The sequence below is a fragment of the Variovorax sp. GW821-FHT09D05 genome, assembly GCF_059416325.1.
This window is the reverse complement of the sequence record NZ_JBWKOZ010000005.1, coordinates 439,478-457,518: the sequence shown is the minus strand read 5'-3', so window position 1 is coordinate 457,518 and position 18,041 is coordinate 439,478. Positions and strand designations below refer to the sequence as shown.

Sequence of the window (18,041 nt, the reverse complement as noted above, 5' to 3'; positions counted from 1 at the left end):
CGAAGATCGAGCCCGTCATCAGGGAGCGAAAAGATAGAAGCCATGGACACACAACCACGCTGCTGCATCGCAGGTGGCGGTCCTGCCGGCATGGTGCTGGGCCTTCTGCTGGCCCGGGCCGGCGTGCCCGTCGTCGTGCTGGAAAAGCATCTCGACTTTCTGCGCGACTTTCGCGGCGACACGGTGCATCCGTCCACGCTGGAGATATTGCACGAGCTGGGCCTGCTCGAAGCCTTTTTGCAGCGCCCGCACGACCGCATCGAGGAACTGCGCGCCACCATCGAAGGCCGCAGCATCCCCGTGGCCGACTTCACCCATCTGCCCGCGCACAGCAGGTTTCTCGTGCTGATGCCGCAGTGGGAGTTTCTGGACTTCATGTGCGACGAGGCCCGGCGCTACCCGGGCTTCGAACTGTGGACAGATGCCGAGGCCATCGGCCTGCTGCAAGACAAGGGCCGCGTCAACGGCGTGAAGGTGCGGCGAGGCCGCCGCGCGGGCCAGCCGCAGGATGTCGAGCTGCACGCCTCGCTGGTGGTGGCGGCCGACGGCCGGCACTCCGCGCTGCGCGATGCCGCCGCGCTGCCGCACATCAGCTATGGCGCGCCCATCGACGTGCTGTGGATGGCCATTCCCAGGCAGGCCGGCGACCCATCGGCCACTGCGGGCCACGTCGCGGGTGGGCGCTTTCTGGTGACACTGAACCGCGGCGACTACTGGCAATGCGCCTTCGTGATACCCAAGGGCGGCCACGATGCGCTGCAGGCCCGGGGCATCGGGGCATTCCATGAAGCGATCGGCAAGATCGCGCCCTTTCTCGCCGCGCGGCTGCCTGAGGCGCTGCCCGATTGGGACGCGGTGAAGCTGCTCGAAGTGACGGTCGACCGCCTCGAGGCCTGGTCATGCCGCGGGCTGCTGTGCATCGGCGACGCCGCGCATGCAATGTCGCCGGTGGGCGGCGTCGGCATCAACCTCGCCGTGCAGGACGCCGTGGCTGCCGCGAACCTGCTGGCCACTGCGCTGGCCGGCGCGGCGACCGAGAAGGAGATCGACACCCTGCTGCCCCAGCTGCAGCGCCGCAGGGAATGGCCCGTGCGCGTGACGCAGGCCGTGCAGCGCCTCATACAAGACCGAGTGCTGATGCCAGTGCTCGACGGCGAGCTGACGGCCACGGTTGGGCACGTGCCCTGGCCGCTGCGGCTGCTGGCACGATGGCCGCTCCTACGCAGGCTCCCGGCACGGGCCGTGGGAATGGGCGTGCGGCCCGAGCACGTAACTTCGCCGCGCACAAAATGAAAAAGCTGGCATTTCGTTACACAGCCGAGGTCTGGCGAGGCAGCCAGGGAGGCCTTCGAGAGAGGGCCCTGTTGTAGACTGCGAGGTTTTTCGAAGAGGTGCGTTCAAGCGCGTTCAGGAGGTTATGGGGCAAGTTTCAAGGCGCACAGGTTTCAACGGCTCGGCGCTCATTCGCTTGCTTTCACGACTGACCGACATCGACGCTCGCGAACCCGCGCAACCCACCGCTGACCGATTGAGCCAGTGGTTCGGCTGGACCGATGCCATCTCGCTGTCCGCAGCGCTCGATGGCGCACCGGCAACAACACAGGCCAGCACGCGCGCTCCCCGCAACACCGAAGAAAGCGAATGCCAACGCGTGCGAACCGCGCTGGCAAACGCCATCGTCCAAGACACCACCTTCGGCACCAGCAAGGACGCGACGCCAGACTTCACCCCCTACCGCCGACGCTATCTCGCCCGGCAACAGGCGATGGAAGCAGGCGTCGGCTCTTTGCGCAGCCGGCTGCGCTCGGCGCTGGCGGCAAAGTCGCCGTCCATGGCCCGGCTCGCGTCCGTGGACGTGGTCATGGCGCAGGTGCTGGAGGCGCGAGAGCACAGCCTGCTGTCGGCCGTGCCGGGCATCCTCGAAAAGCACTTCGAGCGCCTGCGCAAGGCCAGCCAGGCACCAGACGTGCCGGACCTGCCGGACGGCGAACCAGAGACAGATAAAGACAACAGTGCCCAGCCCGACGAAGCGTGGCTGGCCGTGTTCCGCAAGGACGCCCAGGACGTGCTGCTCGCCGAACTGGACTTTCGATTTCAACCGGTCGAAGGGCTGCTCGAAGCCCTTCGCACCCAGGCCACCAGAACTACATGACCCGATTCCTTCAATACGCTGTCTTTGTCGCAGGCCTGGCCGTCGTTGGCTGGGTGGGCGCCGGATACATCGGCACGAACCCGCTGGCGCTGGCCGTTACCGTGATCGTCGGCGCGTTCTACATCATGGGCGCGCTGGAGCTGCACCGCTTTCAGCAGGCTACGGCCACGCTGACGCACGCCGTGGCAGAGCTCTCTTCCCCGCCCGAGAGCCTCGGCACTTGGCTCGGCCAGCTGCATCCTTCGCTGCAGAACGCCGTGCGCCTGCGCATCGAGGGCGAGCGCGTCGGCCTGCCCGGCCCGGCGATGACGCCCTACCTTGCCGGCTTCCTCGTGTTGCTTGGCATGCTCGGCACCTTCATGGGCATGGTGGTCACGCTCAAGGGCACCGGCCTGGCGCTGGAGAGCTCGACCGACCTGCAGACCATTCGCGATTCGCTCTCCGCCCCCGTGAAGGGCCTGGGCCTTGCCTTCGGCACCTCGGTGGCAGGCGTGGCCGCATCGGCCATGCTGGGCCTTGCCTCGGCACTGAGCCGGCGCGAGCGGCTGCAGGCCGGGCAGATGCTCGACACGAAGATCGCGACCGTGCTGCGCGTCTTCTCGCTCAGCCATCAGCGTGAAGAGTCGTTCAAGCTGCTGCAGCAGCAGGCCCACGGCATGCCCGAGCTGGTCGGCCAGCTGCAGGCCATGATGCACGCGATGGAGCGGCAGACCCAGGCGCTGAACGAACGCCTCGTCAGCAGCCAGGACCGCTTCCACAGCAAGGCCGAAGCCGTGTACGGCAGCCTCGCCACTTCCGTCGACCAGTCGCTGAAGCAGAGCCTGACCGAAAGCGCACGCGTCGCCAGCGCGGCGATACAGCCTGTCGTCGAGGCCACCATGGCCGGCATCGCACGCGAAACCGCCACGCTGCACGACACCATTTCGCAAACCGTGCAACAGCAGCTCGATGGCCTCTCGAGCCGCTTCGAGGCCACCACCACCCGCGTGGCAGACACCTGGAAGACCGCGCTCGCCGAACACCAGCGCACGACCGAAGCGCTGTCGCAAGACCTGCGCGGCTCGCACGACCATTTCGCGCAGACCTTCGAACAGCGCTCAGCCGCGCTGGTAGACAGCGTTTCCGCCCGCCTCGAAAGCACCGTGAGCAGCGTGTCGAACACCTGGGGCAACGCGCTCGCGCAGCATCAGCGCGTCAGCGAGAAGCTGTCGGGCGATTCGCACCAGGCCCTGTCGGCAGCCGCGGCCACCTTCGAGCAGCATTCCGCCTCGCTGCTGGGCACCGTGGACCAGGCGCACGCAAAGCTGCAAACCGAAATGGCATCGCGCGACGAACAACGCCTCTCGGCTTGGACGCAATCGCTGACAGCCATGGCCGCGTCGCTCCAAGACAAATGGCAACAAGCCGGCGCGCACAGCGCGAGCCAGCAGCAACAGCTGCTCGACACCATGGCGCAGACCGCGCGCGAAATGTCCGCGCAGACCGAAGCGCATGCGAAGAGCACCGTCGCCGAGATCGCCCAGCTACTGCAAGCCGCAGCCGAAGCACCGCAGGCCGCGGCCGAAGTGATGTCCCAGATGGCATCGCGCGACGAGCAACGCCTCTCGGCATGGACGCAATCGCTCACGGCCATGGCCGCATCGCTGCAACAGGAATGGCAACAGGTCAACGCACACAACGCAAGCCAGCAGCAGCAGCTCTTCGACACAGTGGCGCAGACCGCACGCGACATGACGGCACAGACCGAGGCGCATGCGAAGAACACCGTGGCCGAAATCGCGCAGCTCCTGCAAGCTGCCGCCGAAGCACCCCGTGCCGCAGCCGAAGTGGTGACCGAGTTGCGCCAGAAGCTCGCCGACAGCATGACGCGCGACAACGCAATGCTGGAGGAACGCAGCCGCATCCTCGAAACGCTGGCCACCCTGCTCGATGCAGTGAACCACGCGTCCACCGAACAGCGCACGGCCATCGACACGCTGGTGTCCGCATCGGCGGACCTGCTGGAGCGCGTCGGCAGCCGCTTCACTGAAAAGGCCGATGCCGAGTCCGAGAAGATGGCCGCCGTTGCCGCGCAGATCACCGGCAGCGCCGTCGAAGTGGCCAGCCTGGGTGAAGCCTTCGGCCTCGCAGTGCAGATGTTCAGCCAGTCGAACGACAAGCTCGTGGGCCACCTGCAGCGCATCGAAGGCGCGCTGGGCAAATCCATTGCGCGCAGCGATGAACAGCTGGCCTACTACGTGGCGCAGGCCCGTGAAGTGATCGACCTGAGCATCATGTCGCAGAAGCAGATCGTCGAAGACATGCAGCAGATCGCCAGCAGGCAGCAGCAAGCGCCGGTGGATAGCGAAGCATGATGCGCGAAGAGCTCGACGCCAGCTTCGACGAGCCGGGCGTGCCGGTATGGGCGGTGTTCGGCGACCTGATGGCCGGCCTGCTCGGGGCCTTTGTGCTCATCCTGGTGTGCGCGCTGGGCATGCAGCTGGAGCTTGCGTCGAAGCTGGAAACTGAAGTCAAGCAACGGCAGGCCGAGGCCAAGCGCCTGCAGACGCTCGAACAGGCCCTTGCAGGGCCGCTCGCGGCCGGCCGCGTGACGCTGGCCAACGGGCGCATCGGCATCAACGGCAGCGTGCTGTTTGCCTTCAACTCCGCGGAGCTGCAGCCCGAAGGCCGGCAACTGCTGAAGAGCCTGGCTGCACCGCTGACCGCATACCTCAAGTCGCGCGACGAAATCCTGATGGTGAGCGGCTTCACCGACGACCGGCAGATGCGCGACAACGCACGCCAGTTTGCGGACAACTGGGAGCTGTCGGCGCAGCGTGCGCTGACAGTGACGCGTGCGTTGATCGAGGCCGGCATTCCGTCGTCGTCGATCTTTGCGGCCGCATTCGGCTCCGAGCAGGCAGTGGCGTCGAATGCAGATGCCGACGGGCGCTCGAAGAACCGGCGTGTGGAGATGGCGCCCACGCCGCGCCCTTCCAACGCCAACGCGAAGCCCCGTGACTGATCAAGAGGCTTGCCGCGACACCGGCGCGATGGTCGCCGCAGCGATCGCGCGTGGCGATCAGCGCTTCGACCCTGTGCGCTTTCGTGTCATCGAGGCGATGGCCAGGCGCGCGACTGCGCACGGCGGCGAAGCGCGGCGCATGCTCGACGACAAGGTGGTCGCGCTGTTGGCGGCGTATGGCGAGGATCTTCAGAAAGCAGCGCCTGCAGACGTTGCGAAGCCGCAAGCAGCAACGACTGAACGCGGTGCGCTCGCCGCGCTCGTCGACCACATCGCCCAGCACGCGCCGGTCATGGATGACAGCCCGGCCGCAACAGGCAAGGCGACGCCCGCCACCTCTTCTGCCTCTTCTGCCTCGTCGCCCTCCACCGAGCTGAAGTCGATCCGCTACTTCAAGAGCACCTGGTCCAAGCTCAGCGCCGACCGGCGTCTGACGCAGTCACTGGCAAAGGTACCCGAGAACGCCGGCCCCCTCAACTCGCATCACCTCGTGCACCGCTCGCTCACGCTGATGCGCGACCTCTCGCCGGAGTACCTGAACCGGTTCATGTCGTATGTCGATGCGCTGTCGTGGGCCGATCAGTTGAATGGCGCTGCTGCAGCAGCAAGTGCGGCGAGCCCGCGCGCCGAAAGCCCGAAGAAGAGCGGTCGCGGCAAGGCCAGCTGAGGCCGGAGTCAACCGAAGCGGAGCCCTCACCTCAGGGCTTGTTCTTCAGATGCGAAGTCAGGCGCTCGAACTCGTCGGCAAACGATGCAACGGCGGAACGAGGAAGCACGACCGCCTGCATCTCATCGGTAAAGAGATAGTGGTTCACGTCGTCTTCCTCGCGGGCCATGAAGCCCGCCCACAGAAGTTCTGACCGCATCGTTGCGGACTGGATCGTCAGCGCGCTGTCCGTGATGCTGACGGTCTGGGGCGAGAGAAACGTGCCATTGGGGGCGAACATGTGCTTGCGCCAGAGCGCCTGGGAAACATGGGGCAGCGACACCAGCAGCAGGAAGACGATCATCACAAGGTACGCCATGAACCGGAGATGCGGCAGCTCGGCATAGTCGTCCAGCACGCGCACGTACGCCGCGACCAGTAATCCGACGCCCACCCATACCGCCGCGCGCAACATGAACAGGGTGGACGACAAACCCGGCTTGCGGCCAACGCGGCGTCCGACGACCTTCTGAAGGCGCGCGAAGTCTGTCGGAGTGAGGGTGAACGATGCTGCCGACATGCTGCTTGCCGGACTCAAGGCCGCCGCGCCTGCACCGTCTGGCGCGACCAATAAACGCCATCCAGCCGATCAAGCCGCACCACGCCGCCAGTCGATGGCGCATGCACGAAGCGCCCCCCGCCCACATAGATGCCCGCATGCGACGGCGTGGACGGGCCGAAGAGCACGAGATCACCCGTGCGAAGCTCGGACATCGACACCGGGCTGCCGAAGCCGCTCATCCGCGCAACGGTGCGCGGCGGCGATTCGCCCACGCTGTTGAGATACACGTACCCGATGAGCCCGCTGCAGTCGAAGCCGCCATCAGGCGTGTTGCCGCCATAGCGATACGGCGTACCGACAAGGCCGAGGGCATGGATTGCGACGCTGTTCGATTGTTCGTCCGTCAACGTGCTGCTGACGGCAGGCCCCGGCCCTTGTCGTGGCCCCGATGGGCTTGCACAGCCCAGAACCAGGAGGCAGGCCCCCGTGAAAAGGAGCCGAAGCAGCCACTGCTGCAATGTGCGGGATTGTTGCGTTGTTGGCACAGGCGCGTCGTACATGTCGGATGGCTGGGCTCGTGAACGTGCACGAACTCTAGCGCGGAATGCGACGGCTTCCTGAAGATGAGGCCCTCCGAGGCCCGCGCTGCTGCGCCGACGCAACGGAGGGAAGAGAAGAAAAAGCGCTTACTGGCCTGCTGCAGGCGTGTTGACAGCGTCTTTCAGCGCCTTGCCGGCGGTGAACTTGGGCGCCTTGCTGGCCTTGATGGTCATCGGCTCGCCGGTCGACGGGTTGCGGCCCGTGCGCTCGGGGCGGCTTGCCACGGCGAAAGTGCCGAAGCCGATCAGTTGTACCGTGTCGCCGCTGGCGAGGGCGCGCGACAGGTTGTCGATGGCGGAATCGAGCGCGCGGGCGGCGTCAGCCTTGCTGAGGTTCGTGTCCGTGGCGATAGCGGCGATGAGGTCGGTCTTGTTCAAAACGGGGGTTCTTTCTTCAATCAGTAAAACGGTTGGGGGAAAAGTCCGTGACGCGAAAACGCACCGGGCTCGAACTTTAAACGCCCCACCGGGGGATCGAGACACGCATGCGTTTCAAAAGTGAAACATCGTGATCGATGCACGATGGTGCACGAAACTCGACCACAAAACCCGATGGAAAGTACCAACGATGTCAGGACGCCCTGCAGCTGAAGTTAGCCGCGTCGTTCATCGACGCACCCGCCGCCCCCGTGAACACCGGCCATGCCGGCCAGCGGCACATCGGCCGCGAGCGGTTGGCGTTCTGGTTGTTGTCGACCGAGGGAATCGTTTCGGGCGCCTGCCCCTTCTCTACCCAGTTGTCGAGCACCGCGAGCCCGTCGTAGCCGAGCCGGTACGGGCCCATGCCGTGGCCGAAGCCCGGCACGCTGTAGAAGCGAATGAATGAATCGACACCCGCCTGGCCGAAGGCGGCGACCTGGCGACGGTAGTAGTCCTCGGTGTTGTAGGGGCTGATGAAATCATCTGCCGTGCCGTGAGTGAGGATCAGCTTGCCGCCCCTGGCGCGAAAGGCTTCGAGGCTCACCGTCGTCACGTCGGTGATGCTGCCCAGCTGCTGCAGCCGTGCCCTGTAGCGCGCCGGCTCATAGCGCAGCGCATCGAGCGACGGGTTGCGCGTAGCGAAATACTTGGCGTGCGCCGCGCCAATGGAAAACAGCAACGCATCGGTGGCGGCCGGCGGGTTCGATGGCACGCGCGATGCGCCGAACGACGACACCGAGAACACCGCACCTTCGAGCACTGGCCAGCGCGGAAACACCTGCTGCCCCGCAACCGCAAACCCTGCGTCATAGGGCGATGCGATCTGCCGCACGGCAGCAATCTGCGCATCAGACAAGCAGAAGTCGCCGTTGTCAGCGCCACCAACGCAACGCAGCGTGGCCTTCACCTTGTCGATGCTGAAGACCACGTTGCAGGCCGCGACATTGCCGATGATCCCGTCCTTGGCGCCATCGAGCCCGTCGCAGGCGGCATACACCGCGTTGACCAGCAGCGTCTTCTTGGCCGGGTTCATCCAGCCCGCGCCGCCATTGGCATACAGCGCCTTGCCGACATGCAGCGACGCCAGTTGCAGCATCGTGATGTTGTACGCCGGGTAGTTGGCAATGGCCCCGTCGTAGTCGGCGGCATAGCGCGCCGCGGCATCGAGCGCCTCGTGCCCGCCCTGCGATCCACCGATGAAATAGAAGCGCCGTGGCGCCGCACCATAGCGCTGCCGGATGATCTCCAGCGCCACGTCGTGCGTCTTCTTTACCGACTGCTGGCCGTAGTTGAGAAGCGCCTCGTCGTTCAGCGCAAAATTGCCGTCGAAGTTGCCCGTGCCCTTGTGCCCGCCGTCGCTGCCCAGCGTGACATAGCCCTGGCGCAGCGCGTTGGGTGTGCCGTTGGGCTGCGCGGTGTAAGCGCCCAGGCCGGTGACGAGCGTGCCGTCATAGCCACCACCGCCCATCTGCAGCGCACGGCGGTTCCATGCGGTGGGAAGGTTGACCTGGAACTCGAGGCTGGGCGCCGAGGCACTCACGGGCAGCACGACACCCTTGACCGCGCAGTACTCGCCATTGGGGTTGTCCGCGGCATTGGCGGGGACGAAGCTCGCAGATTGAACGACCGCGCCCGAGCTCGGCTTGCCGATGGCGGAGGCCGCGATCTTCATGTCTTGCAGCGCCGTGCACGCGGCTTGCGCCTGGGCCGTCTGGGCGGGCGTGATTGCGGGCTCGCTGACAGAGGCGCATCCGGTGAGTGCGGCTGCGGTGGCCAATGCGGCCAGGCTGAACGATGCGCTGCGCCTGCGGAAATCTGGAGTTGCCATTTGTCGCCTGTCTGAGTTGTTGTTGGACGGGCGGCAATGCGCCCAAGGCACATGTTGAGCCATCGGCCGCGCTACCGCCGGTACAGCCGATTGCCAATCAACCCACCGGCAACGACACAAAGTGCCTGCACGAATATGGCGATCATGAAGGAATCGGAGAGGTCGTACTCACTGCGTGCCACGTTCATTTCATGCCAATGGCCGATGCCGACCAGGATGACGTTCGAAATGAACCCAAGCAGCAGTGCGCCTACGGCGATGAAAAGAATTCGAAGAACTACGTTCATGGCACGTACGCTGCATTCACTGGAAGCCGAAGACCAACAGCAAGTTGTTCGCGGGCATCACGTGCCGCTCGCGCAACGCGAGGCCTGATCGGTGCGCCTCTGCTGCCACGTCTTTCAGGCGACGAATGCCCCATGCGGGATTTCGGGCGCGCAAGTCTTCGTCGAACGCCAGGTTGCTCGGCGCCGTTGGGACTTCTTCTTCGAAGTAAGGCCCGTACGTGATGAGCAACCCACCAGAACGCAGATGCCGCGCGGCCCCTTGCATCAGGGCGGCGCATGTGGGCCAAGGTGCGATGTGCAGCATGTTGGCGCAGTAGATTGCGTCGAACTTTTCTTCTTGAGTGAATGCGGGGCTCTGCGATGGCCATTGAGGGGCCATCACGTCGAGCAGGAGCGGTGGGCGGAGATTGGGTAGCGCGGCTTCTGTGACTCGGCTTGCGAGCGCAGGGAGCATGCGGTCATCTGCGTCAGTGGGTTGCCAGATCCATTGGGGCATTGCTCCTGCGAACCACGCGGCGTGTTGGCCCGTTCCAGATGCGATCTCCAGAATGGCACCGCGCTCGCCGAGGATGCGGGTCAATGCATCGAGGATAGGCTGCTTGTTGCGATCGGCAGCGGGACTATGGGAAAGGTCGGGCATTCGACGGTACTTGGATGAGATGGTCTAAAAGAAACTGGGGCAGGGCCTTCCGAATGCTTGCCGCTCGTTCGACGACGTCCGCATTGCTGCGCTTGCAGCTATACGGAATCCTGACTTGGACAACATTGCTCTCCATCTGGCCGATCGGCCTCGTCAGCGTTGCGCACACCCCAAGCGTTAACACAACTGCCGATTAGTCTTCACGAATTCGTCAAATTGACTCATAGACTATGGATCACTGATTTTTGTACGAGCCTCTCGCAGCAGGCGTCCAAGTAGATCCTCGCCTTCTTGCCCCATCCCGTGATTATCCTCGTGCAACCTTTCGTAGAGTTGATCGCGCCGGAGCAGGATGGCCTCCTGAGCGCTATCCCATTGTGGGTCGGTGAGTGACTGCGGCTTTGTCTCTAGCTTCTTATCCACATCTTTGATTAAAGCGTCGTCTTTCCGCGCGGCCAGTAGAAGTCTGATACCCCATAGGTGGGCAAGTAGGTCGCCCAACTTGTATGGGTCGACAGATTTTTCGATCTGACAGTAGGACTCGATGATCGACCAGATGTTTGATATGCAAGTCCTCAGGACGTCGGGCCTCTGCTGGTTCAGAAACATCACGCCAATCATCATCAAGGCTTCGCAACATTCGTCAGCTCGCTGGCCGCTCACAGTCTTCTTGTCGCGGAAGGCGACCCAATAGAAAGACAAGGTAGAACTCAGCGATTTTGTAAGCTCAGCTTCATCCCCATGATCCGCACGAAGGGGTTGAGCGACAAGCTGGGCGAACACCTTGGCGATATGCCTGATTGATTGATCGATCTGCCAGAGAAGAAAGCTGTCACCGAACTCACAGGTCTGTGCCATCTTTCTGAGGTGCTCTGAAACGACTTCTACGACGTCAACGAATTCGTTGTACGGATTGATCCACCTGCGCTCTTCATTCACCTTCGGAAGCTCAATGGCAGCCTTCTCAACTAGATACGCGATCGAGTTTTCGTTGACTAACCCATAGGCTTGGTTGAGCGGATACGTCATGGTCATCCTGCCTGCCGCCGCCTCGTTGGCAAGAGCGGCGAGCGCGAGTAGTTCCATTTTTTTTAGCGTGTGACGGAAGACTGAAACGAAATTTCTGTCTTGTCGGTGAAGAAGCTGAAACAAGATGCGGAACATTGGCCTATTGACGGCCTCCGCTATCGACCAACTTCCGCTCTTAACGTAGAAGTACAGGGCGATCTGCGATAGCCCATCGATTACTGGAACATGAATGTCCGAGGCAGCCACATCCTTTGGGCTGACCTCCGATACCTTCGCCAGAATCTCTGCACTCTGAAAGACGACTTCATCTAGCCCCTTAGACTGCGCGCGTTTTACACACTCGAATGCGTAGTGCAATGGAGCGTAGGTAAGTGGCGCCGAACCCTGTCGAAACGATGGTGCGCCAAGTAGAGCCGTGTGAATTGCTATCTCTTGATAAACCTCAGATACACGAATCGCGGTAGTTTCGTCGGAATGCTCCACTGCGATGGCACTCACTTCCTGAAGAGCTTCGTAGGCTCGGCTCGTGATGACATCCACATCAGAGGCTCTTGCCAGGAACATCGTGCCAGGTGCCGCAGTGATCCTTAAGTTCAGCTTTCTGGACGTCAGGTAGTGATTTGTGATGTTACCAATAGCCAGCACCGCTGTTCTCGCAACCTCCCTCTCTCCACGCCCCGCTGCTCGTGTGGCAATTTCGGATAGATCTGCTATCCACGAGTTGATAGCACCAGGATGGCCCGGTAGACCAGGATAGACCATAGTCTCTAAGGCTTCAGGTCTCACACCCCTCCTTTGTTCTGCATCGAACAATTGAAATTGAAGGCGTGCGACCTCCACTGCTTGTGCTCGGATTCGATCGATCGAACGCCGTGCCTCTCTTAGTGCCAAGCCGATTGAATGCGTGGGATCGAGAAGCTGACATACGTGGCCGTGATACCACCGGAGTACATCGAGATTGATACCAACCGCTGCCAGCGAAATGGCGACCACAACGCTGACGGGAATTGGGAAAAGGCCCCGTACCGAGAAGGCAAAGCTCGATACACAACAGATGCTGAGGACGACAAACATCACGTAGGTGGCGCGGTCGCGGCGGTAGAGCCGCATGATGGAAGACGACCAGACTTCGGCTGCGCGCTGGATGGGAATGACTGAAAGCGTGAGAACAAGGGCTAGGATCGTTCCGTAGGTAGCCCCAATTGCAGACAGTACGGCCTCGAGTGGCTGAAAGCTATCTAAGCTCGTCCTTAGTTCTGGAACGGACAGGAGCACTACGCTGACTCCAATTGAACAAATGCTTACGACGCACGCTCCTAGCCAAGCCCGGATTTGCCGTCCAAACAACTGCGTCCGAAGACGCCATCGGACGAAACGCGGGAAAAAGAACTTGGTGAATCGATCTTTTGACTGTTCTAAAGCTCTTTTCAATGAAGCCACCTTCAATTTGATCCAAAAGTCACGGCACTAAACATCGATGATTCGCTCTTTGTTCATATCACGGTGCCTCTAGAGGTAATAGCATCCGCCTTCGCCATCCCTGACGCGCCCGATATTTTCGGCCGCAGCATCATCGCCAGATGATTGCCGCTAGAGGTCTTGGTGATCGACCGCTCGCCAGCGTGGTCAATTGATCAGTCTTCGACAGCTTGGTCAATACTGGTCTTGCGATGACTGCTAACAGCCTATTGTGTTGAAAAACTTGACTACATGATCTTCACCAAGCATTGCGATAGGTACTAGCTCCCTTAGCAGCCTCGCGATCGTCGATCTGAGGCAGATCTAAGAGATTGATCTTCCGTGGCTAGCTGCACAAATTACACCAAGCGAGTATCAGCCTGAAGCAGCTACAGACATTCGACGAAACGCTTAGGGCTGGGCCCCGTCACCCACCCCCACACTCCTGAAACAACTCCACAGCCTCCCGCGCCAAATCAGAAGCAATCCAAAGCAGATTCTCCCGATGCGCCTCGCCCGCCTCCTGGAACCATCCATCCCCGGCGCCGTAGAAGCACCACAGCAGTGAGTTCAACTGCTCCAGCTTGTTCTCAAGAAGATCGGACGGATCCCGTGCCGTGGTGGTCGCGTCCGCAGATGCCTGCCTTGCAGGCCCGGCCATAATTCGTTCAGCCATTTTGGTGTGCTCTCTTTCCAAAGTTGTTGCACGTCACTTGGTCAGACGGTCAAGGTGCGCGAACACCTTGGCCGTCGCCTTTTGTGCCTCACGTTCGCATCGATGCATGTCGCACCAATGGCCCGCCGTGAAGCGAAGCGGTTCATTCATTTATCTGGTTGAGGGTTCGCCCACATAGCGGGTCGTTCAATCACAAGGGCATTCACTGTAGAGAAAACCAGCCCGGCGCAGGAAGAAAATTCTGCCGAGAAATTCTCGAATAGCTCAGGTATTCGCCGGGCGGCAGCGCCAATACACAAAGCTCTGACAGTCAGTCGCTGAAGTTCACGAGCGCTGCCCAAACTCCCGCGCATGCTCCACCGCGTACTTGATGAGCTCCGCCTGCCCTTCGATGCCCAGCCGCCGCTTGATGCTCTGCCGGTGCGCCTCCACCGTGCGCACGCTCAGCCCCAGGTCACGGGCAATCTGCTTGCTCGACTCCCCTCGCCCCAGCGCCGAAAGAATCTCGCTCTCGCGCGGCGTTAGCAAAGGCCGCGGCTCCTGCGTGCGAAACAGCTTCTTCGACACGGCCGGGCTCAAGAAGGTGCCGCCCGCCGACACGGCCTCGATGGCCGCGACTATCTCCGCCGCAGGCGCGTCTTTCAGCACGTAGCCGCGCGCGCCCACCTGCAGTGCCTTCTGCACGTACTCGGGGTTGTCGTACATGCTGAGCATCACGATGTGCGTCGCGGGCTGGCGTTGCAGCAGCAGGGCTGCGAGCTCGATGCCGTTCATGTCCTTCATGCCGACGTCCATCAGCATGAGGTCGGGCCGCACGCTGTCTACCTGTGCGAGCGCTTCGGCCGCGCTGCCGGCCTCGCCGACGATCTCCAGGTTGGGCATGGAGCCGAGCCGGGCGCGCAGGCCGTCGCGCACCAGCGGATGGTCGTCGACAAGAAAAAGTCTGATGGTCTTCGTCGTCGTCATGTTATGGATGCGGGCGCTTCTTCGGCAGCCCTTGCGCTGCGGGTCGGCACTTCGGCCTCGATGGATGTGCGCCCGGCGTTGCTGCACATGATGAGCCGCCCGCCGATGGCCTCCATGCGCTCGCGCATGTTGCGCAGGCCAATGCCGCGCCGAGGGTCGAGTTGCACGGCCTGTATGTCGAAGCCGGTGCCGTCGTCGCTCACTTCGAGCCGCACGCCTTCTTCCTCGTCGAAGTGCAGCGCAATGTTCACGTGCTGTGCATTCGCGTGCTTGCGCACGTTGGTCAGCGCCTCTTGCGTGAGGCGGAAGAGCGCGGTCTTCACTTCGGGCTGCAGCTCGAAAGATTCGCCGCCCATCATCATCGACGCGTCGACGCCGCCCTCTTCCCTGAACTCGTCGACCAGCCGCTCCAGCGCGGCGGGCAGGCCCAGGGTGTCGAGCAAGGCGGGGCGCAGGCGGTGCGAAATGCGGCGCACCTCAATCAGCGAATCGTTGAGCCGCTGCAGCGCCTTGGCCAGCGCGGGTGGTGTGGGCTGACGCTGGCGGTCGAGCGACTCGACTGCCGATTCGATCAGCAGCTTGGCCGACACCAGCGTCTGGCTGGTGCCGTCGTGCAGTTCGCGCGCGAGGTGGCCGCGCTCTTCTTCCTGCGACTGCACCACGCGCCGCGCGAGCAGGCGCAGCTTGGCTTCTGCGGTGCGGTGCTCGCTCAGGTTCAGCAGCAGGCCGGCGGCGCTGACGACGCCGAGGCACAGCGCGGCAATGCCGGCAATCCACAGCAGCGTGGCGGTAACGTTGGCGTTCATCTGCCGGTCCAGCGTGTCCATGGTCGACTGGATGTCGTCGAGGTACAGGCCGGTGCCGACCATCCAGTTCCAGCGCGGCATGGCGGTCACGTAGCCGAGCTTGGGCGCCATCTGCGCACTCGACGGCTTGCGCCATTCGTATTCGACGTAGCCGCCGCCGTTTTCTTTCGCGCCCTTTATCAGCTCCTGGATGGTGTAGCGGCCGCGCGAGTCGCGCAGCTCCCACAGGTTCTGGCCGACCAGCTCGGGCTGGCGCGAGTGCATGAGGGAGTTGCCCTCCAGGTCGTACACGAAGAAGTAGCCGTCGTCGCCGTAGTTGAGCGAGGCCAGGCGGCGCAGGGCCTCGTTGCGGGTGGCTTCGTCGTCCTGGCCTGACTCGTACAGCGGCAGCAGGTTGCTCACGGCCAGTTCGACATAGCTGCGCAGCTCGCTACGGCGCTGGTCCATGTAGCTGCGCTCGATGAGGGCACGCTCACGCTGGGCGAGGTCATGCTCCTGGTGGCGCACCGCGAGGGCCACCAGCACCAGTGCGATGAGCAAAGGTGCAACGGCCAGCGCAACGATCTTGGTGCGGAGATTCATCGGGTGGCAAGGCTACCACTGAGCACTTTCGCCCTGGCTCCCCCGTGGGGCCCGGTCGTTCAGCCTTGCGGGTTCATCGCAGGCAGCAAGCCTCGATCGCTCAAGGCGTCCAGCAACGCATCCTGATCGGCTCCGCCTTCCAGTATCAGATCGAGCCTCTTTCCAGACTCCGGGCGAACGGTCAGGAAAGTGAATTCGTAGCCGATACCGCTGGCACGGCGACGGCTGACGCGAGCTCGCAGCAGGTCGAATTTCCAAGCACCGTCGATGCTGCGCAGCCGCGTGCCGTCGAGTTCGAAGGCTCGCACTCGCGAATGCGAAAAAGTGCTGATCTGCGAGACAGGAATGGCCCAGACCAGCCACGCGATCAGTGGCATGAGCACGCAGAGGCCCACCATGGTTTTCATGAATCCTGCATCTGACACGTTGAGGAGCAACGCGATGCCTGCGGCGCCAGCCAACGCATACCCCGCCCAGATCCAGGCGAGAAAGCATCGCCAGCAAAAAACCATGGCGCGGCTTTGCAGAGTGTCCGTTCGCGTTGCCTTGACGCTGCTTCTCAGCGCGAGATAGTGGTTGATGACCGGCGCCAGTTCATCGACAGGTGCCGTCAACATCAGCTTCTTGAATGGCCGTGTGTGAACGATCAGATAGCTGTCGCTGTCAGGAATCCCTTCGAGGGCCAGCACGTCGATCCAATCGACGTGGCCAAGCCCTTGCACGGAGAAACCGCCTTCGCCGACGTCGACGTGGGTGCATTCGTTGAACGGCTTTGCCCGGCCTTTGGCCGATTGCAGCCAATGCTTCTCGACCCAGATCCATGCACGCACGACGAACACCAGGCCCACCAGCCACAACGCTATGAACGCAAGCATGACCACCATGCCAAGCGCGATGTACCACCCCTTCGCATCCGGGTCGATAGCCCACGACGCCGCACCGACGATCAATACGGAGTACGCCGTGCAAAGCAGCAAGATGGGCCAGATACCGCTCGCGTCGGTTTGGGTTACCTGAATGGATCGCGAAAAAATCGGCGAGCTCATTGAATGCAACGCAAAGCGAACGAGTCTACGGTCGTTTGCGTCTGCTACCTGCCGACGGCCACGGCCGAAGGTTGCTGGCGGAACTCGGTCGCGTAGTAGAGCAGCGCCAGCAGCACATAGCCGCCGCCCAGCAGGCACAAGCCGCTCCATCCGTGGAAGGCATACACCGCCGCCGCAATGCCCGAGGCCACCGCGGCGCAGATGAAGATGAAGGTCATGAACAGCCCATTGAGCCGGCCGCGCAGTTCGGGCGCCAGCATGAACAGGCTGCGGAAGTTGAGCACCTGGCACAGCTGCACCGCCCCGTCGAGCAGGATGCCCGCCGCGACCAGCCCGGCCAGCGAGTGGTAGTGCATGGCGATTGCGCCGAGCACGAAGGAAAGCAGTGCGACGACGATGGCGGCTCCTGTGGCGGGCCGCGTCAGCCCCCTGTCGGCCAGCCGGCCCGCCAGCGGTGCCATCAGCGCGCCGGCAGCACCGGCCAGTGCGAACAGCGCAATGCCGCGCTGCCCCATGCCGAACTCATGCACCAGCGCCAGCGGCACGGCCGTCCAGAAGGCCTGGAAGCCGGAGAACATCATTCCCTGGTAGAAGCCGCGCCGGCGCAGCAGCGGTGTGTTCCACACGATGCCGGGCAGCGAGGCCATGGTGCGCGCGTAGCCCACCGAGGCATGCGGCTGCCGCTGCGGGAGCACGCGCCACAGCACGGCGATGAGGGTGGCCATCAGCACGGCCGACAACCAGAACACCGCGCGCCAGCCCAGCGCCGATGCCACCACGCTGGCAAAGGGCCGCGCCAGCATGATCCCGCCCAGCAGCCCGGCCATGATGTTGCCGACCACCTTGCCGCGCGTGGCCTCCGGCGCGAGGTGCGAGGCAAAGGGCAGCAGCACCTGCGCAGCGACCGCGCATGTGCCCACTACGAAGGAGGCCGCAAGAAAGGTAACGGCCGAGTCCGAGAGCGCAATGCCCACCAGCCCGACGACCGCGCCGAACAGCGCACCGACGATGAGCCTGCGGTTCTCGACCACGTCGGCCAGCGGCACCAGCAGCAGAAGGCCGGCGCCGTAGCCGAGCTGGGTGAGCGTCATGATCAGGCCGGCCAGCCCGGCGTGCAGCTGCAGCGTGTCGGAGATGGGGCCGATCAGCGGCTGGGCATAGTAGATGTTGGCCACGCACAGGCCGCAGGCGATGGCGAAGACCAGCGTGAGCGCGGGCGTGAGGCCTGTTGCGGTCGAAGCGGCCGGAGAGGCTGTGGGAGCGGAAGAAGACACGAGGAGTCCCGGTTGCCAGTTGCGAAGGGGGGTGGGCTTAGGGGTTAACCCGAAGCCCGGGCACCT

The 18,041-nt window shown here is 63.2% G+C and carries 17 protein-coding genes; 5 read left to right on the top strand and 12 right to left on the bottom strand.

The window, feature by feature from the left end; all coding sequences use genetic code 11:
* The first annotated feature begins 42 nt into the window (after positions 1-42).
* From AC07O3_RS16430 to AC07O3_RS16410, 5 genes are all read left to right on the top strand, one after another.
* A complete protein-coding gene (locus AC07O3_RS16430) occupies positions 43-1,293 on the top strand; it encodes an FAD-dependent oxidoreductase (protein WP_495339819.1) in 1,251 nt (416 codons plus the stop codon).
* Between the two features lie 124 nt (positions 1,294-1,417).
* A complete protein-coding gene (locus AC07O3_RS16425) occupies positions 1,418-2,152 on the top strand; it encodes a DUF3348 domain-containing protein (RefSeq protein ID WP_495339818.1) in 735 nt (244 codons plus the stop codon).
* Positions 2,149-4,506, top strand: a complete 2,358-nt coding sequence (locus AC07O3_RS16420) for a DUF802 domain-containing protein (protein WP_495339817.1) — start codon at positions 2,149-2,151, stop codon at positions 4,504-4,506. Before AC07O3_RS16425 ends, AC07O3_RS16420 begins: the two co-directional genes overlap by 4 nt.
* Positions 4,506-5,156, top strand: coding sequence for an OmpA family protein (locus AC07O3_RS16415; protein WP_426393196.1), 651 nt, complete (start codon positions 4,506-4,508; stop codon positions 5,154-5,156). The genes AC07O3_RS16420 and AC07O3_RS16415 overlap by 1 nt, the downstream gene beginning before the upstream one ends.
* Positions 5,149-5,823 carry a DUF2894 domain-containing protein gene (locus AC07O3_RS16410; protein ID WP_495339816.1) on the top strand — a complete coding sequence of 225 codons (675 nt, stop codon included), beginning with the start codon at positions 5,149-5,151 and terminating at the stop codon, positions 5,821-5,823. The genes AC07O3_RS16415 and AC07O3_RS16410 overlap by 8 nt, the downstream gene beginning before the upstream one ends.
* A 31-nt stretch (positions 5,824-5,854) precedes the next feature.
* Here the strand turns inward: AC07O3_RS16410 and AC07O3_RS16405 are convergent, their stop codons facing one another.
* The 12 genes from AC07O3_RS16405 to AC07O3_RS16350 all read right to left on the bottom strand — a co-directional run bounded on the left by AC07O3_RS16405 (position 5,855) and on the right by AC07O3_RS16350 (position 17,975).
* Complete coding sequence (locus tag AC07O3_RS16405) at positions 5,855-6,382, bottom strand: YcxB family protein (RefSeq protein WP_495339815.1); 528 nt, start codon at positions 6,380-6,382, stop codon at positions 5,855-5,857.
* A 14-nt stretch (positions 6,383-6,396) separates the two neighbouring features.
* Entirely contained in the window at positions 6,397-6,924 is a 528-nt protein-coding gene (locus tag AC07O3_RS16400; protein WP_093058079.1) for a C40 family peptidase, read from the bottom strand.
* Positions 6,925-7,050: 126 nt separating this feature from the next.
* Positions 7,051-7,341, bottom strand: coding sequence for an HU family DNA-binding protein (locus AC07O3_RS16395; RefSeq protein ID WP_093058078.1), 291 nt, complete (start codon positions 7,339-7,341; stop codon positions 7,051-7,053).
* Between the two features lie 193 nt (positions 7,342-7,534).
* Positions 7,535-9,211 carry a tannase/feruloyl esterase family alpha/beta hydrolase gene (locus AC07O3_RS16390; protein ID WP_495339814.1) on the bottom strand — a complete coding sequence of 559 codons (1,677 nt, stop codon included), beginning with the start codon at positions 9,209-9,211 and terminating at the stop codon, positions 7,535-7,537.
* A gap of 71 nt (positions 9,212-9,282) precedes the next feature.
* Entirely contained in the window at positions 9,283-9,498 is a 216-nt protein-coding gene (locus AC07O3_RS16385; RefSeq protein ID WP_495339813.1) for a hypothetical protein, read from the bottom strand.
* Positions 9,499-9,514: 16 nt separating this feature from the next.
* Positions 9,515-10,138, bottom strand: a complete 624-nt coding sequence (locus AC07O3_RS16380) for a DUF938 domain-containing protein (protein WP_495339812.1) — start codon at positions 10,136-10,138, stop codon at positions 9,515-9,517.
* Between the two features lie 228 nt (positions 10,139-10,366).
* Positions 10,367-12,442 (bottom strand): DUF2254 domain-containing protein, encoded by a 2,076-nt coding sequence (locus AC07O3_RS16375; protein ID WP_495339811.1) that lies wholly within the window; start codon positions 12,440-12,442, stop codon positions 10,367-10,369.
* Positions 12,443-13,052: 610 nt separating this feature from the next.
* Complete coding sequence (locus tag AC07O3_RS16370; protein ID WP_495339810.1) at positions 13,053-13,301, bottom strand: hypothetical protein; 249 nt, start codon at positions 13,299-13,301, stop codon at positions 13,053-13,055.
* A gap of 324 nt (positions 13,302-13,625) precedes the next feature.
* Positions 13,626-14,267: a response regulator gene (locus AC07O3_RS16365; RefSeq protein ID WP_495339809.1), complete on the bottom strand. Its 642-nt coding sequence runs from the start codon at positions 14,265-14,267 to the stop codon at positions 13,626-13,628.
* A complete protein-coding gene (locus AC07O3_RS16360) occupies positions 14,264-15,655 on the bottom strand; it encodes a cache domain-containing protein (protein ID WP_258353454.1) in 1,392 nt (463 codons plus the stop codon). The genes AC07O3_RS16365 and AC07O3_RS16360 overlap by 4 nt, the downstream gene beginning before the upstream one ends.
* A 59-nt stretch (positions 15,656-15,714) precedes the next feature.
* The gene (locus tag AC07O3_RS16355; protein ID WP_495339808.1) at positions 15,715-16,701 is read right to left on the bottom strand and encodes a hypothetical protein; all 987 of its coding nucleotides are present in this window, start codon (positions 16,699-16,701) and stop codon (positions 15,715-15,717) included.
* A gap of 44 nt (positions 16,702-16,745) precedes the next feature.
* On the bottom strand, positions 16,746-17,975 hold the full coding sequence (locus AC07O3_RS16350; RefSeq protein WP_258353452.1) for an MFS transporter: 1,230 nt from the start codon (positions 17,973-17,975) through the stop codon (positions 16,746-16,748).
* Positions 17,976-18,041: the final 66 nt, after the last annotated feature.

Excerpts from the sequence above, each read along its gene's own strand:
- AC07O3_RS16430 (WP_495339819.1), top strand. The coding sequence starts at position 43 with ATGGACACACAACCACGCTGCTGCATCGCAGGTGGCGGTCCTGCCGGC.
- AC07O3_RS16425 (WP_495339818.1), top strand. The coding sequence starts at position 1,418 with ATGGGGCAAGTTTCAAGGCGCACAGGTTTCAACGGCTCGGCGCTCATT.
- AC07O3_RS16420 (WP_495339817.1), top strand. The coding sequence starts at position 2,149 with ATGACCCGATTCCTTCAATACGCTGTCTTTGTCGCAGGCCTGGCCGTC.
- AC07O3_RS16415 (WP_426393196.1), top strand. The coding sequence starts at position 4,506 with ATGCGCGAAGAGCTCGACGCCAGCTTCGACGAGCCGGGCGTGCCGGTA.
- AC07O3_RS16405 (WP_495339815.1), bottom strand. The coding sequence starts at position 6,382 with ATGTCGGCAGCATCGTTCACCCTCACTCCGACAGACTTCGCGCGCCTT.
- AC07O3_RS16400 (WP_093058079.1), bottom strand. The coding sequence starts at position 6,924 with ATGTACGACGCGCCTGTGCCAACAACGCAACAATCCCGCACATTGCAG.
- AC07O3_RS16390 (WP_495339814.1), bottom strand. The coding sequence starts at position 9,211 with ATGGCAACTCCAGATTTCCGCAGGCGCAGCGCATCGTTCAGCCTGGCC.
- AC07O3_RS16385 (WP_495339813.1), bottom strand. The coding sequence starts at position 9,498 with ATGAACGTAGTTCTTCGAATTCTTTTCATCGCCGTAGGCGCACTGCTG.
- AC07O3_RS16380 (WP_495339812.1), bottom strand. The coding sequence starts at position 10,138 with ATGCCCGACCTTTCCCATAGTCCCGCTGCCGATCGCAACAAGCAGCCT.
- AC07O3_RS16370 (WP_495339810.1), bottom strand. The coding sequence starts at position 13,301 with ATGGCTGAACGAATTATGGCCGGGCCTGCAAGGCAGGCATCTGCGGAC.
- AC07O3_RS16365 (WP_495339809.1), bottom strand. The coding sequence starts at position 14,267 with ATGACGACGACGAAGACCATCAGACTTTTTCTTGTCGACGACCATCCG.
- AC07O3_RS16360 (WP_258353454.1), bottom strand. The coding sequence starts at position 15,655 with ATGAATCTCCGCACCAAGATCGTTGCGCTGGCCGTTGCACCTTTGCTC.
- AC07O3_RS16355 (WP_495339808.1), bottom strand. The coding sequence starts at position 16,701 with ATGAGCTCGCCGATTTTTTCGCGATCCATTCAGGTAACCCAAACCGAC.